Genomic DNA, 14,402 nt, shown 5'->3' on the forward strand with positions numbered 1-14,402 from the left:
GTATCTGACTCCTCTGGCATGGGTTGATGCAAGGGTTTGATAGAGGGGGTGAAGCAAAAAGATCGCAGCCTGCGGCAGCTCCTACTTTGGAATGGGTGGACCCTGTAGGAGCTGCCGAAGGCTGCGATCTTTTCAGCTTTTAGAAGTAATACCCAATGTTCATGTACAACTGATTCTCCCACTGGTTACTCCCGCCAGCCCCCAGACTCTGGGTGTAGCTGCTGCCACCGATGTACGGGTCATTCTTGCCATACAACCACTCGGTCGCGATCCACAGTTTGCTGAAGGAAAACGAGGTGCCCAGGATCATCCGCTGCGAAGTCTTGAACTCGCTGGCATCTTTATCGAAGGCGCTGTAGTTGGCGTACAGCTTCACGCCGCTGATCTGATCGAACAGGTACTTGCCGCCGACGTCGTAGCTCAGGTCCGCCACGTACAGGTTGCCGCGACTGGCGACGTTGAACGTGCCGTCGTAACCGCCGAGGGTGACCAGTTCATCGGTACCGGCATTGCGCGGCGACATCTGTTGCCGCGCCGCTTGCAGTTGCACGCCCCACGGGCCGTTCTTGCCCAGGTAGTGCACGGCCACGGCGTTGCGCCGGCCGTCGTTGTCGGTGTCCTTGTTCTCCAGGGTCGAGGTCAGGCCGGAGATGCCGACTTCAGATTTCCACGGGCCCAGGTCCAGGGCCTTGGCCACCCGCAGCACCACGGTGTTGCGCTCCTGGTTGTCGCTGCCGTCGCCCACGTAGCTGTCCGCCCCGGACACCACGCTGGAGTACGTCACGCCTTTGCTGGTGCCTTTGCCTTGCCACGCCGGGCGCAGGTAGTAGCCGGCCTGGATGTTCCAGTCGCCACTTTGCTGGATGTACTTGGCGCCGACCTGTTGCACATCTTCCAGGCCGATGACGTTGCCCAGGGTTTCGTAGAAGGTGCTGCCGAAGTACGGCTGCAAGCCGAACGGTATGGTGTTCAGGCCGACCTGCACTTGCTGGTCGGGGTTGAACTTGTAGCCGGCCCAGGCGAATTTGGCGAACTGGATATCGCCGTAGTTCTTGGTGTACTGGTACGGGTAGGAGCGTCCGTAGAAACGGTACTGGGCCTCACCGATCCAGGTGTCGGAGTTGTATTTGGCGCTGAGGAACACGGTGTCCAGGCCAAACTTCTGGATATCGCGATCCGGGTCGTAGTCCCAGCGTGCCCGGACGGCGCCGCCAAGGTCGAGGTTGTCGGTGACCTGTACCGCCATGGCCGGCGCCGCGAAGGCGCCGAGCAGTGGAATGAGAGCGATGGAACGGACCGCAAGTGGGGTAGTTGTGCGCACAGTCATACTCCTGATTTTTTAGTTATCGTTGGCAACAGCAGCCCATGCCGCAGCGAACGCTGCGACCCGGGAAAAGGGTTATTGACTCAGTTGGCCTGGGGGCGGATCAGCCTCAGCGTGGGTTCGGCGACTGGCACCACCGGGATCGCCGATGCACCGGGGGCCGCCGCCAGCAACGTCTGGGTGTAGGTGTTTTGCGGGCGCAGCAACACCTGTTCCGCCGTGCCGTATTCCACCACTTCGCCCTGGCGCATCACCGCGATGTAATCGCTGATCTGCGCTGCCACGCGCAGGTCATGGGTGATGAACAAAATGCTCAGGTTGAGTCTCTGTTGCAGCTCGGCGAGCAGCTCCAGCACCTGTTTTTGCACCGAGACATCCAACGCCGAAACGCTTTCATCGGCGATCAGCACTTCCGGGCGCATTGCCAGGGCCCGGGCGATGCCGATGCGCTGACGCTGGCCGCCGGAGAACTGCCGAGGCTTGCGCTTGAGGGCGTCACGCTTGAGCCCGACCTGCTCCAGCAAATCGCCGGCCTCGGTCCACGCATCCTTGGCCGACAACCCGCGCAGTTGCGCGGCGCGGGCGATGATGTCGCCGACCCGATGCCGTGGGTTCAGCGAGCCGTAAGGGTCCTGGAAAATCATCTGGATACGCCGCCGATTGGCCGCCAGGGCCGAACCGCGCAACGCGAGAAAATCCGTGTCACCGACCCAGACGTGGCCGCTGTCGCTTTCCACCAGCCTAATCGCGGCTTTGACCAGCGTGCTCTTGCCCGAGCCGGACTCGCCGACAATCGCCAGGGTCTTGCCCCGAGGCAATTGCAGCGACACGTCCTTGAGCGCCGGGACCAAGCGACCGCCGACGTTGTAGGTTTTGGTCAGGTGTTCGATGCGCAGCGCCAACTCGCCGTCGGCGCACGGTGCGTGCAACTCCGGATGCAGCGCCGGTACGGCCGCGATCAACTTGCGGGTGTACGGGTGGTTCGGCGCATTGAGCACTTGATCGCGCTCACCGATTTCCACCAGCACACCACCCTCCATCACGGCGATGCGGTCAGCGATTTCCGCCACCACGCCGAAGTCGTGGGTGATGAACAAAATGCCGTGCTGGCCGCGACCGCGCAGGTCGCGCACCAGTTTCAGCACCTGGGCCTGAGTGGTCACATCCAGCGCCGTGGTTGGCTCGTCGGCAATCAACAAATCCGGGTTCATCGCCAGCGCCATCGCAATCACCACCCGTTGGCATTGGCCGCCGGAGAGTTGATGCGGGAAGCTGTTGGCGATCCGTGGCGGGTCGGGCAATTGCGTGGAATCGAGCAGGGCGAGCATGCGTTCGCGGCGCTCGGCGGCGGGCATGGTCGGCGCGTGAATGTCGAAGATTTCTTCGACCTGCTGACCAATGCGAATCGCCGGGTTCAGCGCCGCCATCGGCTCCTGGAAAATCATCGCGATGCGGTTGCCGCGCAACTGGCGCAGGGCGGGTTCGTCCATGCGGCAGATGTCATGGCCGAGAAAATCGATCACCCCTTCGCTGTGCCGCAGGCCTTTGGCGTAGTCGCCCATGATCGCTGCCGAGAGCACCGATTTGCCGGAGCCGGATTCGCCGATCACACAGAGAATTTCACCCTTGCGCACGTCGAGGCTGATGCCTTTGACGGCATGGCTACGGTCAGCGCCGGCGGGCAGTTCGATGGAAAGATTTTCTACTCTCAACACTTGTTGAAGACTCATGCTCAACTCCTTGTGCCTTTCTGGGCGTGTTCGTCCAGACCGTCCGCCAGCAGGCTCAGGCCCAGCATCAGGGTGGAGATGGCAATGCACGGGAAGATCACCAGGTGCGGGAAAGCGATGGCCATGCTGCGGCCTTCGTTGATCATGCCGCCCCAGTCCGGGGTCGGTGGCGGCAGGCCGAGGCCAAGGAAGCCGAGGGCGCCGATCATGATCGCGGTGTAGCCGATGCGCAGGCAGAAATCGACGATCAACGGGCCGCCGCAGTTCGGCAGGATCTCTACCAGCATGATGCGCAGCGAGCCTTCGCCCTGGGTGATGGCGCTGAGCACGTAGTCCCGGGAACGAATGTCGATGGTCAGTGCGCGCATGATCCGGAAGATCGCCGGGGCGCTGGTGAACGTCACCGCAATCAGGATGTTCAGCGCCGACGCGCCGAGGGCGATGATGATCACGATGTACAACACCAGCACCGGGAACGACAGCACGGTGTCGGCAACGTATGACAACAGCGCATCGACCCAGCCATTGAAGTAACCGGCGCACAGGCCCATGGCGATGCCGACGGCGAACGCGGTCAGGGTCGCGAGGATCGACCAGAACAACACGGTGCGGGTGCCCCAGATCAGTCGCGACAGAATGTCCCGGCCGATCATGTCGGTGCCCAGCAGGAAGCTCAGGCCGTTACCGTCCGGGGTCATCGGCGTCAGCAGCGGGGTGAAGCTTTCCAGCGGATCGTGAGGCGCCAGCCACGGCGCGAACAACGCCATCAGCACCCAGCCGCCGACCAGCAGCAAGCCGAGCAACGCCAAGGGATGTTTGAACGAATTGAGGAAGTTCATTGGCCGCCTCCGCCAAGACTGCGCAGGGTGATGCGCGGGTTGAGCCAGGTGTAGGCCAGGTCCGAGAAGATTTTGGTCGCGCCGACCACGATGCCGCTGATCATCGCGCAGGCTTCGATCAGGTAGACGTCATGGTTCAGCGACGCGGTGTAGAGCAGCGAACCGAAGCCTTTGTAGGCGAAGAACACTTCGACCACGATCACGTTCGACAGCAGCCACGGGATGTACAACATGATCACCGTGATCGGCGCGATCAGCACGTTGCGCAACGCATGGCGCAGCACGATCCGCGACGTGGGCGCGCCTTTGAGGCGGGCAGTGCGGATGTACGGCGCCTGCATCACTTCGACCATCGACGCGCGGGTGATCCGCGCGAGGTAACCGATGCCGAACAGGCACAGCACCATCAGCGGCAACGCCAGTTCTACCGGGTTGAAACCGTCGCTCATGCTGCTCACGCCCGGCAGCCAGTTGAGCCAGAACACGAAGATCGCTGAGACAAACACCGCGCTGGCGAAGTCCGGAATCGAGGTGGTGACGATCGACAGAAACGACACCAGCCGATCCACCGCCGAGCCCTGGCGAATCCCGGCCAGAATGCCGAGGGTCAACGCCACCGGCACCATCACCGCCAGAGCCAGGCCCGCGAGGATCAGGGTTTGCCCGAGATTCGGCAGCAACAGGTCAATCACCGGTTCACGAAAGTGCACCGAGGTGCCCCAGTCGCCACTGAGAAAATCCTTCAGCCAGATCAGGTAACGCCAGACAAAGGGTTGGTTGTAACCGTGTTCCACCAGCCACGCGGCGCGTTGGTCGGCGGCGGAGTAGGGGCCGAGGACGTTGATCGCGACGTCCTCGATGTTCAGTTCCAGGGCCAGGAACACGATCACTGACACCGACAGCAGGGTTGCCGCCAGCGCCAGTAACTTGCGCAATAGAAATTCAGCCATGCTCGCACGCTCCGGCTAATCAAGGGATGGCGGCCCAACCCACCGAGGTGGGCGAGCCGCGTGAGGGGCGCTTGAATCAGGCGTTCAACCAGACTTCATCCATTGGGTAGAAGTCCGACGGGTGAACCTGGAAGCCCTGGACCTTTTTGCTCGCGGCGGTGAACTTGTCGCCCCAGAACGGCTGCACCATGACGCAGGCGTCTTGCAGGATTTGCTCGACGTTTTGCATCGCGGCGGCCCGTTGTTTCGGGTCGATGATGCCCATGGCCTTGTCCAGCGCGGCGTCGAACGCCGGGTCGCTGTAATGGCTTTCGTTCCAGGCGGCGCCGCTGCGATAAGCCAGTTCCAAAGACATCACGCCCAACGGGCGATGGGCCCAGTAGGTGAGGCTGAACGCGGCTTTGTCCCAGATCGGCCAGTACTGGGTGGCGGGGATCACTTTCAGGTTGATACGGATGCCGGCCTCGGCGCAGTTCTGTTGCAGGATCTGCGCGCAGTCCTGTTCGTAGCGGCCCTGGGTGTTGCCGACGATCAAGTCGATGTCGATGCCGTTCGGATGTCCCGCTTCAGCGAGCAGTTTTTTGGCGCCAGCCACATCACGGGCACGCTTGGGCAGCGGAAAGTATTCCGGGTGGGACGGCGCGACATGGTGGTCTTCGCCCAGGGTGCCCATGCCGCGATAGGCAATCTTGAGCATCTGCGCGTTGTCGGCGCAGAGCACCACGGCTTTGCGAATCCGCACGTCGTCGAACGGTTTCTGGTCGCAGGCCATGCGCATGACGACGGTTTGCGCCGATTTGCAGGTCAGCAATTGCGCGCCCGGCAAGCGTTTGGCCAGGTCCAGTTCGGCCACGGTCACCCGGTACAACACGTCCACTTGTCCGGCCTGCAACGCCGCGAGATGGGTGGAAATGTCAGTGCCCATATCGACGTAACGCAACTCGTCGAGGTTGGCCGGTTTGCGCCAGTAATCGGCGCGCTTGGCGAAGGTCGCCTGCTTGTTCACGGCGAAGGAAACCAGTTTGAACGGCCCGGTGCCCAGCGGGTTTTTCGCCCAGTCGTCACCGGCCTTGAAGCTGCGGTGGACGATGGCGCAGGTGAAGGCGTTGAGCATTTCCGGGATCGCCAGCATCGGCCGCTTCAGCACCAGGCGGAACTGGAAGTCGCTGATTTTTTCGAAGGCTGTGATGTCCTGGAATGCGGTGCGGTTGACCGACTTGGAGTCGGCGGCAATCCAGCGCTGGATGTTGTGCTGCACGTCCTCGACGTTGAAGGTGTCGCCGTTGCTCCACTTCACGTCCTGGCGCAGGTTGAAGGTCCAGGTCTTGAGGTCTTCGGACGGGCTCCAGCTCTCGGCGAGGTACGGGTGGGTGATGTTGTCGGCGTCGACCCAGGTCAGGAATTCCAGGGAGTTGCGCAGCAGGTTCGAGGCTTCGATCCAGGTGATCAGCATCGGGTCCTGGATTTCCTGGATGGCACAGGCAAACCGCAGGCTGCCGCCCTGGCGCGGCGGGACCGCATCGGCGGCGCGGGCCGAATTACCGAGCAGCGCGGAACCGAGAAACGTGCTGGCGCTGGCGGCGGTGATGCCCAGCAGCGCGGCGGTGCGCAGGAACTGGCGACGATTGATCTCGCCACTTTTGACTTGGGTGCACAGGTTGTTTACCGCTGGATGCGGCAGGGCGCCGTCCAGTGTCATTAAGTCTTTCATAGGCCTCTCCGATAACGTGCAAAAGTGCGTTTTTCGACTGGCCGCAGGCAGGGCGAGCGGCAGACGCGGTCGGTTTTCGATAAACCGAAACTGTCAGTGGCAGGCGCCGCGAAGGCGCAGGCAAGACAGGCGTGAAGCCGGCAGTAGAACAAGGCGCAACGGAATCAGGAGGACGGAGGCGGGATAGGACATAGGGCTGCTCTCATGTTGTTTTTATTTGAGATGCCCGCAGTTTTGTCATCTGGGCAAAGATCGACAAACGATAAATTCAACGGTGGAACGTTCGATAAATGCATGTTACTGACCGTAAGGAGGGCTGCCGCTTGAGCTAGACAGGCCGGACTGATGAAGGCGCGGGGCGTTGAGGCCACAAACGCCCCTCGTTCCGAACCGGAACAAGGGGGAAAACGGACGACGTCGAAGGAGGTGACGGCGCCGTCCGGGGCAACTCAACGGGGCATCAGGCGCGGATCGAACGGGTAATCGGAGAGCAATTCGATACCGTTTTCGTGGATGTAGATCTGCTCTTCGAGCTTGACCCCTTCGCCGCCCGCATCGTGGCCGATGTAGCTTTCAACGCAGATGGTCATGCCGGCTTCGAACACGCCGTCGTAGCCCAGCGCATCAATGTCTTCGCGGTGCACCACGTAGGGGTACTCACCGGTCATGCCCACGCCATGGGCCAGGGCGAAGTAACGGTTGGCCTTGTAGTTGTCCGGAATCTTCCACGCCAGCTCGGCGTACTCCTTGAAGCTGCGCCCGGCCTTGAGCATTTCCATGTTGGTCTGCACTTGCTCGTAAGCCAGTTTGTACAGTTCCTGTTGCTTGGCGGTGGCGGCTTGTTCGCCGCAGAGGAAAGTCCGCGAAAAGTCGGCGTAATAGCCGAAACGCCCGACCACGTCGGTGTCCAGCGCCACCAGATCACCGGCCTCGATCGGCCGGGTGCTGCATTCCTGGAACCACGGGTTGGTGCGCGGGCCGGAGGACAGCAGACGGGTTTCCACGTAGTCGCCGTCGGTGGCAATCACGTGTTGGTGGAGGTGTGACCACAGTTCGTTTTCGCTGATGCCGGGCACCAGTTTGCTTTCCATCAAACGCACGCCGGCCTCGGTGGCGCGCAGGCTGGCGCGGATCATCTTCAGCTCGTTTGGCACCTTGATGCAGCGCGCCCGTTCCAGCGGTTCCTGGGCGTCGAAAATCTGGTAGCCGAGTTTTTGCAGTTCGAACGCAGCGGCCGAGGTCGCGCTTTCGATGGCGATGCGTTTGTTGCCGCCGCCACATTTGCGCACCAGTTCATCGATTTCGGCGGCCCATTCGGCGGTGACGTTGGTCAGGAAGCTGTCGCAGAAGTAATAGGAAATGGCTTTGGCCGGGCGCACTTCATCGACGGTGTTGAGCTTTTCCGCCAGGTGCAGGCAGCCGCCGAATTCGAAGACCACCACCGGGCCTTCCGCCGGGATGAAGGCGTAACGCGCCGGGTTGCGCGCCGAATACACCTGCATGTTGCGCGAGCCGGTGGCGTAGCGCATGTGGGTCGGGTCGAACAGCACGCAGGCGGCGTAGTCGCGTTTTTTCAGTTCATTACGTACTCGTTGCAAACGGTCGAGCTGGATCTGCTGGATCTCGTCGTACGTCGGTTCGCAGTCGGCGGGGTTGCGGTTAGGGCCGGACAGACTCATGGGGTGTTCCTCGCAGGGCAAATACGGTTGGTTTTTCTAGGAATTTTTTTTGGGGGCGAATCAGTCGAGCAACTGGTCGCTGCGCACCAGGTTGCGTTCGGCTTGCAGATGGGCTTCGGACAGGCGTCCGTAAAGCTGCTTGGTGCGCTGGGCGCGGCCGATGATTCCGGGTTTTTCCGAGTAGGCGAAAATCGCGGTGTTGCGTTCGGTGGCGCCCTCGACGCGGGTCACCCGGTGCACCGAGAAGCGGCCCTTGAAAATCTGCAAGTCGCCGGGGTTGAGTTCCAGTTCCTGCACGCGGCTGCGGTCATCGCCGCGTACGACTTTGCCGACGGCGCCGAGGTTTTCCTGGGTGCGGGTGCGGATCATCGGCGCGTATTCGAACAGACCGCCGGCCTCGGGCTTCTGGGTCATCATGCTGACGATGAATTCGTTGGTGTCGAAGTGCCAGGGCTGCTCGGTGCCTTCGGGCATCACGTTGATCACCAGGCCGGCGAACGGGTCGGCGTATTCGAAAATCTCCGGTTCGTTGAGGCAGGCGCCGATGAAGCGTTTCATCATCGGCGAGACGTACAGCCGATGAATGATTGCGTCCGGGGCGATCATGTCGCGGGTGACGAAGCCACTGGTGCGCTCCATGAATGTGCGGCGCGGGTCATCCTGGGGCAGGGCAGGGTCGTCTTCGGTGAAATAGGCGTTGACCTTGCGCACCGAGAAAAACGTCTTGCCCGACAGTGCCTGACCTTCGGCGCGGGCCTGTTCCAGCGCCTCGGGCCGCAGGAAGTTCTTCAGCAGGCAGCAACCGTCCTCGGCCAGTTCGGCGCGAGCGTGTTCGATCAGCGCCTGCAATTGGACATGGCCCGAATCATGTATGGGGTACAACTCGGTATTAATGATGTCGCTGATATCGCCCACTTCGGCGTCGGCAAGTTGAAGGCTCATGCAAGTCTCCTGGAACTATCAATGAACAGTGTTTGGCGTTGAATCGATAGTTGCTTAAAGAGGTGCGAAGTGGAAATTACAAGTTGTGATCGAATCCATCGGCAGGGGCGATAGTTATGTCGGGCGAACTGGATGGGAGCTTACTTAAAGTCTTTGTCGCGATTATCGAGTGCCGCGGATTTTCCGCGGCAGCCGAACGTCTGCATAAAACCCAATCGACCGTCAGCCAGAGTTTGCAGCGCCTGGAAGAGATTGTTGGCACGCCGTTGGTGCAGCGCACCAGTCGCTCGATAAGCCTGACGCCCGGCGGCGAGACGTTTCTGATTTACGCGCGGCAGATCCTCAAGCTGCACGCGGACGCCATCAACTCTGTGCACCTGCCCGATGAACAGGTGTGCATTCACGTCGGCATGCCCGAGGACTACGCCCAGTTCTGCCTGGCCGGGGTGCTGCGCGACTTTCAAGCGCAGTTCCCCCAGGTGCGGCCGGACATTTGTTGTGAGATGTCCACGGCGCTGGTCAGCCGTTTACAGCGCGGCGAGCTGGATCTGGTGGTGGGCGTGCAGCACGCCAATCAGGCGCCGGGTGAGTACCTGTGCGACGAGCCGCTGGTGTGGGTGGCGGCTGAGGGATGGAGCGCAGGCGAGGGCGCATCGGTGCCGCTGGCGGTGTACGCCGAGGGCTGCGCGTTTCGGGCCAACGCGGTGCGGGCGCTGGCCGAGGCAGGGCGGCCGTGGCATGTGGTTTATACCAGCCAGAGCCCGCGTGGCATCGGGATTGCCATCGAGCAGGGTCAGTCGGTAGGCGTTACCGCGCGACGCCTGGTGCCTCCCGGGTGGCAGGTGCTCGATGAGGCGCAGGGCTTTCCGCCGATTGAGCCGGCGCGGTTGATGTTCTGGCGTTCGACTCAATGCCAGGCCCCGGTGGTCGAGGCCTTGGTGGGCATGCTTTCGCAGCAGTTGAGCGGTTCAGAATGGCTGGCCGAGCGCGGGCTCACGGCGTTGGCGGCGGGCCATCAGCCCCAGCAATAACAGACTGGCCACCACCCAGCAGGCGATCCAGCCATGCACCAGGGCAAACTGCCCGGTGGCTTGCAGCAGCCAGCCGCACAGCCAATTGGCGGTGGCGCTGCCCAGGCCATAACCGACCATGCTCAGGCTCACCACTTGCAGGCTTTGCACCGGACTCAGTCGTGCGCTGAGGTAGGCGGCCATCAGGCCCCAGACCGGGAAATAGAACAGCGCGAACAGTGCGGCGGCCAGCCAGGTCAGGCTCAAACTCGGTTGCCAGAGCAGGGCGAGCATGGCGAGGCCGAAGGCGCTGATGCTTAATGCCATCACCCTTAATGCGCCCCAACGATCGGCCAGTGAACCCAGCAACAAACCGCCGACAACCCCGCCGATACCGATCAGTGTCCATAGCGACCCGGTAATCTGCGCGTTGGCGCCCAACCGTTCACTGGCAAATGCCGAGAGAAAGTTCAGAAACGGTCCGCTGATCGCGCCGATAAACCCGCTAAGCAGCAAAATGTGCAGCGCCACCGGATGCTCCAGGCACAGGTTCAGCCATTGTCTGAGTACCCGGCGCAACGACGGCGCATTGCCGGGCTTGATGCGCTGGTCTTTGGCCAAAGGGGCCAGAGCCCAGAACGTCAGCAGAGTGACGATCAGCGTCAGGCCGGCGCAAATCAGCCAGAAGTGCATCAACGAGATGCCGTGCAACAAGGCGATCAACACACCGTTGAGGCAAATCGCAAACGCCGCCCCGGACGACGCCAGCCCCAGCACGCGGCTGCGGTGAGAGGCGGGGATCACTTCGCTGGCCAGCGCGGCGATGGCGTTCCAGTTCGACACCGCACAGGCCGAAACCAGCGCCAGGCACAGCGCGAACGGCAGCACCCACGGTGTGGCGACCGCCAGGGCCAGCAGCGCCGGGCTCAAGGCCATCGTCAGCCGTACCATGTTGCGCGGGCTGATCCACGCCGCCGCGATACCGCTGACAATCGACGCGCCCATATAGAACAGTTGCAGCAGCGCCGCGATGAACGCAGCCTGGCTGTAGCTCAGTTCAAATACCTGACGGATCTCGGGTAATAACGCCGAATACAGAAAAATGCTGAAACCGTGGGTGGTGGCGTTACAGGCGGTAAAAATGAGCGCCAATAGGCCAATACTTCTTGCGGGTGAGTGAACAATGGTTGGCATGTATTCGGCTCGGATTAATTGCAACAGGATGGGGCGAAGTTGAAAGATTCGCCCTATGTAAGTGCGGTGGTTTATTGCAATGTTTAATTAAAATCAGACTAGCGTTTATATAAAGAAAACAGCCAGTGCTTAATAGTCATGAGTGTGCGGCGAAATACTCATGCTATTTATGCGTGAGCGACAGTTCCCTAATCAAAAAACGACCCCGTAGGAGCGAGGCTTGCCCGCGAAGGCGGCGTGTCAGCCAACATCAATGTTGAATGGACTGACGCCTTCGCGGGCAAGCCTCGCTTCTACAGGGGTCGGTGATGGCGTCTAAATCGTCCTGCACAACACAAAAATGCATGTTACTCAGGAAATTTCCCACAGGCCGTGGGATGCTTGGCGCTCGTCAGCCCTTGCGCGAGTAACCTTCATGAAACGCAAAATGCCCGCGCTCAATGCGCTCAAAGCCTTCGAAGTGGCCGGCAGCACCGGCAGCTTTACCCGGGCGGCGGAGTTGCTCAATGTCACGCAAAGCGCGGTCAGCCGCCAGGTGCGCCAGTTGGAGGAACAGCTTGGCGAGAACCTGCTGGAGCGCCGGCACCATTACCTCGAACTGACCAGCGCCGGCCGGGTGTTACTGCGGGCGTTGCACCAGTCGTTCGACAAAATCGAGCTGACGGTGCGCAGCATCCAGCAGAAATCCCACGCCAATCGCCTGCACATCAACGCACCGCCGACCTTCACCAGTCGCTGGCTGATGCCACGCCTGGGACGCCTGCGCGAGATGCACCCGGAGCTGGAATTGAGCATCACCACGCGCCTGCAAGACAGCCTGGCGGAAACCAGCACCCTGGACTGCGCGATTCGTTTTGGCGATGGCGAATGGGATGGCCTGGACGCCTCGCTGCTGATTCAGGAACGGCACATAGCGGTCTGCGCGCCATCGTTATATTCGCGGGAATGGAGCGAGGGCGGCATCGACCTCAATCGCCTGACGCTGCTGCACGTGCTGGCCCGGGAAGACCAGCGCTACCTGACCTGGAAACACTGGCTCGACGCCGCGAAGATCAGCGGTGTCGACACCCAGGGCGGTTATGAATTCGACCTGCTGGACCTGGCGATCCGCGCCGCCACCGATGGTTTGGGCATCACCATTGCGGACTGGCACATGGTCGCCCCGGAACTGGCCAGTGGGCAGTTGACCCAAGTGCTGAACGTGCATGTCGAAGGGCATCAATCCTACTGGTTGGTGACCCGGCCGGAGCAGACTGAAATGCCGCAATTGCAAGTGTTCAGCCAGTGGTTGCAGGAGGAAATCTGGTTGGCGCAACGTCAACTCGAACCCTCCACCGCCGCCACCTGAACACCCCAAACCCCCTGTAGGAGCTGTCGAGTGCAACGAGGCTGCGATCTTTTGATTTTTTAAAAGCAACGTCAAAAGATCGCAGCCTGCGGCAGCTCCTACAGGGGATCGTGCGGTGCTTGGGGGTAACCTGCTTTTTTCGAATGTTCCCCCGCTCAATAAATCGTTTGTTCAACCCCGTCAGGATGCCAAGACTGCGAGAACTGGATAAAAACAACGATGGGCGATGCACATGCGACTCGAGCGAAACTTTGTAAACGGTCACTTTATTGAGCCTGCCAGCGATGCGCTGATTGTGGTCTACAACCCGGCGACCGAAGCCTTGGTCGGCCAAGTCTCGGCGGCCACAACCGCTGAAGCCACCGCCGCCGTCGACGCCGCAGCGACTGCCCAGAAAACCTGGGGCAAGCTCACCAGCATCGAACGCGCCGAACACTTGCGCGCTTTCGCCGACGCCCTTGAAGCCTGCGCCGAACACATCGGTGCAGCCCTGGCCGCCGAATCCGGCAAGAGCGTAGAAGACGCGAGCAACGAAGCCCGTTACGCCGCGCAGATCACCCGTTACCACGCCGAGTGGGCGCGGCGGATCGAAGGCGAGATCATTCCCAGCGACACCCCGAACGAAAATCTCTTCCTGCACCGCGAGCCGATTGGCGTGGTCGCGTGCCTGATTCCGTTCAACTACCCGGTCTACACCTTGCTGCGCAAAATCGCCCCGGCGCTGATTGCCGGCAACACCGTGGTGGTGCGTCCGAGCAACAACACCCCGACCTCGGCGTTTGAAATCGCCAAGGCTGTGCAGCAATCCGGTTTGCCGGCCGGTGTCGTCAACATCCTGACCATGGATCACGCCACTGCCGCAGCGGTGTGCACCCACAAAGCCGTGGGTTTGATCACCCTGACCGGCAGCGTCAACGCCGGGCGCATCGTGCTCGACTATTGCAAGGCCAACATCGCCAAGCCATCCCTGGAACTGGGCGGCAAAACCCCGGCGATCATCGAAGCCGACGCCGATCTTGAAGCCGCCGCCAGCGCCATCGTCGCCTCCAAGACCACGCATTGCGGCCAGTTGTGCACGGCGGTGGAGCGGGTCTACGTGCAGGAAAGTGTCTACGACCAGTTCCTCGCGCTGCTCAAAGCCAAGATCAGCGCCGTGAAATTCGGCGACCGCGCCACCGACGCCAGCCTGATGGGCCCGTTGGTCAACGCCAGTTCCCGGCAGAACATTCACGCCATGGTCGAGCGCGCCGTCGCCGACGGTGCTGTACTGGAGACAGGCGGTTTTATCCCTCAGGGCAAAGGCCATTTCTACCCGCCGACGTTGCTGAGCAACTGCCGCCAGGACATGGAAATCATCCAGGAAGAAATCTTCGGCCCGGTGCTGCCGGTGCTCAAGTACCGCGACATCGACGAAGCGCTGGCCATGGCCAACGATCACCAGTTCGGCCTGTCGTCGGTGCTGTACACCGAGAACTACCGCACGACCATGAAAGTCGCCAACGCCATCGAGGCGGGCGAGTTGTACGTCAATCGCACCCCGGCCGACCCGTACCAGGGCTTCCACGCCGGGTGGAAACGTTCCGGTCTGGGCGGCGATGACGGCAAGCACGGCATGCTCGAATTCACCCAGACGCGATTGGTCGTCATGAACTATTGATCCACGTGCAGCGCCTCT

General features: G+C 61.5%; 11 protein-coding genes. 3 read left to right on the forward strand and 8 right to left on the reverse strand.

The annotated features are described in order from the left end of the window. Positions 1 to 139 precede the first annotated feature (139 nt). The 7 genes from V5E99_RS25775 to V5E99_RS25805 all read right to left on the reverse strand — a co-directional run bounded on the left by V5E99_RS25775 (position 140) and on the right by V5E99_RS25805 (position 9,175). The gene (locus V5E99_RS25775; RefSeq protein WP_499805062.1) at positions 140 to 1,321 is read right to left on the reverse strand and encodes a hypothetical protein; all 1,182 of its coding nucleotides are present in this window, start codon (positions 1,319 to 1,321) and stop codon (positions 140 to 142) included. An 86-nt stretch (positions 1,322 to 1,407) separates the two neighbouring features. After that, positions 1,408 to 3,054, reverse strand: coding sequence for a dipeptide ABC transporter ATP-binding protein (locus V5E99_RS25780; protein ID WP_499805064.1), 1,647 nt, complete (start codon positions 3,052 to 3,054; stop codon positions 1,408 to 1,410). A gap of 2 nt (positions 3,055 to 3,056) precedes the next feature. Beyond that, positions 3,057 to 3,893 carry an ABC transporter permease gene (locus V5E99_RS25785; RefSeq protein WP_123511858.1) on the reverse strand — a complete coding sequence of 279 codons (837 nt, stop codon included), beginning with the start codon at positions 3,891 to 3,893 and terminating at the stop codon, positions 3,057 to 3,059. After that, positions 3,890 to 4,843, reverse strand: a complete 954-nt coding sequence (locus V5E99_RS25790) for an ABC transporter permease (RefSeq protein WP_499805065.1) — start codon at positions 4,841 to 4,843, stop codon at positions 3,890 to 3,892. The genes V5E99_RS25785 and V5E99_RS25790 overlap by 4 nt, the downstream gene beginning before the upstream one ends. A 76-nt stretch (positions 4,844 to 4,919) precedes the next feature. Further along, the gene (locus V5E99_RS25795; protein ID WP_499805066.1) at positions 4,920 to 6,554 is read right to left on the reverse strand and encodes an ABC transporter substrate-binding protein; all 1,635 of its coding nucleotides are present in this window, start codon (positions 6,552 to 6,554) and stop codon (positions 4,920 to 4,922) included. Between the two features lie 449 nt (positions 6,555 to 7,003). Next, on the reverse strand, positions 7,004 to 8,233 hold the full coding sequence (locus V5E99_RS25800) for a M24 family metallopeptidase (protein WP_499805067.1): 1,230 nt from the start codon (positions 8,231 to 8,233) through the stop codon (positions 7,004 to 7,006). Positions 8,234 to 8,293: 60 nt separating this feature from the next. Next, the gene (locus V5E99_RS25805) at positions 8,294 to 9,175 is read right to left on the reverse strand and encodes a HalD/BesD family halogenase (RefSeq protein WP_499805069.1); all 882 of its coding nucleotides are present in this window, start codon (positions 9,173 to 9,175) and stop codon (positions 8,294 to 8,296) included. Between the two features lie 116 nt (positions 9,176 to 9,291). On the opposite strand from V5E99_RS25805, the gene V5E99_RS25810 reads away from it, so the two are divergent. After that, entirely contained in the window at positions 9,292 to 10,206 is a 915-nt protein-coding gene (locus V5E99_RS25810; RefSeq protein ID WP_499805071.1) for a LysR substrate-binding domain-containing protein, read from the forward strand. Here the strand turns inward: V5E99_RS25810 and V5E99_RS25815 are convergent. Then, the gene (locus V5E99_RS25815) at positions 10,144 to 11,337 is read right to left on the reverse strand and encodes an MFS transporter (RefSeq protein ID WP_499805072.1); all 1,194 of its coding nucleotides are present in this window, start codon (positions 11,335 to 11,337) and stop codon (positions 10,144 to 10,146) included. The two genes, V5E99_RS25810 and V5E99_RS25815, sit on opposite strands and share 63 nt — an antisense overlap. Before the next feature lie 469 nt (positions 11,338 to 11,806). On the opposite strand from V5E99_RS25815, the gene V5E99_RS25820 reads away from it, so the two are divergent. Beyond that, positions 11,807 to 12,727 carry a LysR substrate-binding domain-containing protein gene (locus V5E99_RS25820; protein WP_499805096.1) on the forward strand — a complete coding sequence of 307 codons (921 nt, stop codon included), beginning with the start codon at positions 11,807 to 11,809 and terminating at the stop codon, positions 12,725 to 12,727. Between the two features lie 232 nt (positions 12,728 to 12,959). After that, complete coding sequence (gene aldA, locus V5E99_RS25825) at positions 12,960 to 14,384, forward strand: aldehyde dehydrogenase (protein ID WP_499805074.1); 1,425 nt, start codon at positions 12,960 to 12,962, stop codon at positions 14,382 to 14,384. The last annotated feature ends 18 nt before the right edge of the window (positions 14,385 to 14,402 follow it).

It is taken from the genome of Janthinobacterium sp. LPB2021202312-11-4, from assembly GCF_037049705.1.
In the GTDB taxonomy this organism is placed as follows: Bacteria; Pseudomonadota; Gammaproteobacteria; order Pseudomonadales; family Pseudomonadaceae; genus Aquipseudomonas.

What these genes read in the sequence shown, in the direction of transcription:
- V5E99_RS25780 (WP_499805064.1), bottom strand. Translation starts at nt 3,054, where the DNA reads ATGAGTCTTCAACAAGTGTTGAGAGTAGAAAATCTTTCCATCGAACTG.
- V5E99_RS25785 (WP_123511858.1), bottom strand. Translation starts at nt 3,893, where the DNA reads ATGAACTTCCTCAATTCGTTCAAACATCCCTTGGCGTTGCTCGGCTTG.
- V5E99_RS25790 (WP_499805065.1), bottom strand. Translation starts at nt 4,843, where the DNA reads ATGGCTGAATTTCTATTGCGCAAGTTACTGGCGCTGGCGGCAACCCTG.
- V5E99_RS25795 (WP_499805066.1), bottom strand. Translation starts at nt 6,554, where the DNA reads ATGAAAGACTTAATGACACTGGACGGCGCCCTGCCGCATCCAGCGGTA.
- V5E99_RS25800 (WP_499805067.1), bottom strand. Translation starts at nt 8,233, where the DNA reads ATGAGTCTGTCCGGCCCTAACCGCAACCCCGCCGACTGCGAACCGACG.
- V5E99_RS25805 (WP_499805069.1), bottom strand. Translation starts at nt 9,175, where the DNA reads ATGAGCCTTCAACTTGCCGACGCCGAAGTGGGCGATATCAGCGACATC.
- V5E99_RS25810 (WP_499805071.1), top strand. Translation starts at nt 9,292, where the DNA reads ATGTCGGGCGAACTGGATGGGAGCTTACTTAAAGTCTTTGTCGCGATT.
- V5E99_RS25820 (WP_499805096.1), top strand. Translation starts at nt 11,807, where the DNA reads ATGCCCGCGCTCAATGCGCTCAAAGCCTTCGAAGTGGCCGGCAGCACC.
- aldA (WP_499805074.1), top strand. Translation starts at nt 12,960, where the DNA reads ATGCGACTCGAGCGAAACTTTGTAAACGGTCACTTTATTGAGCCTGCC.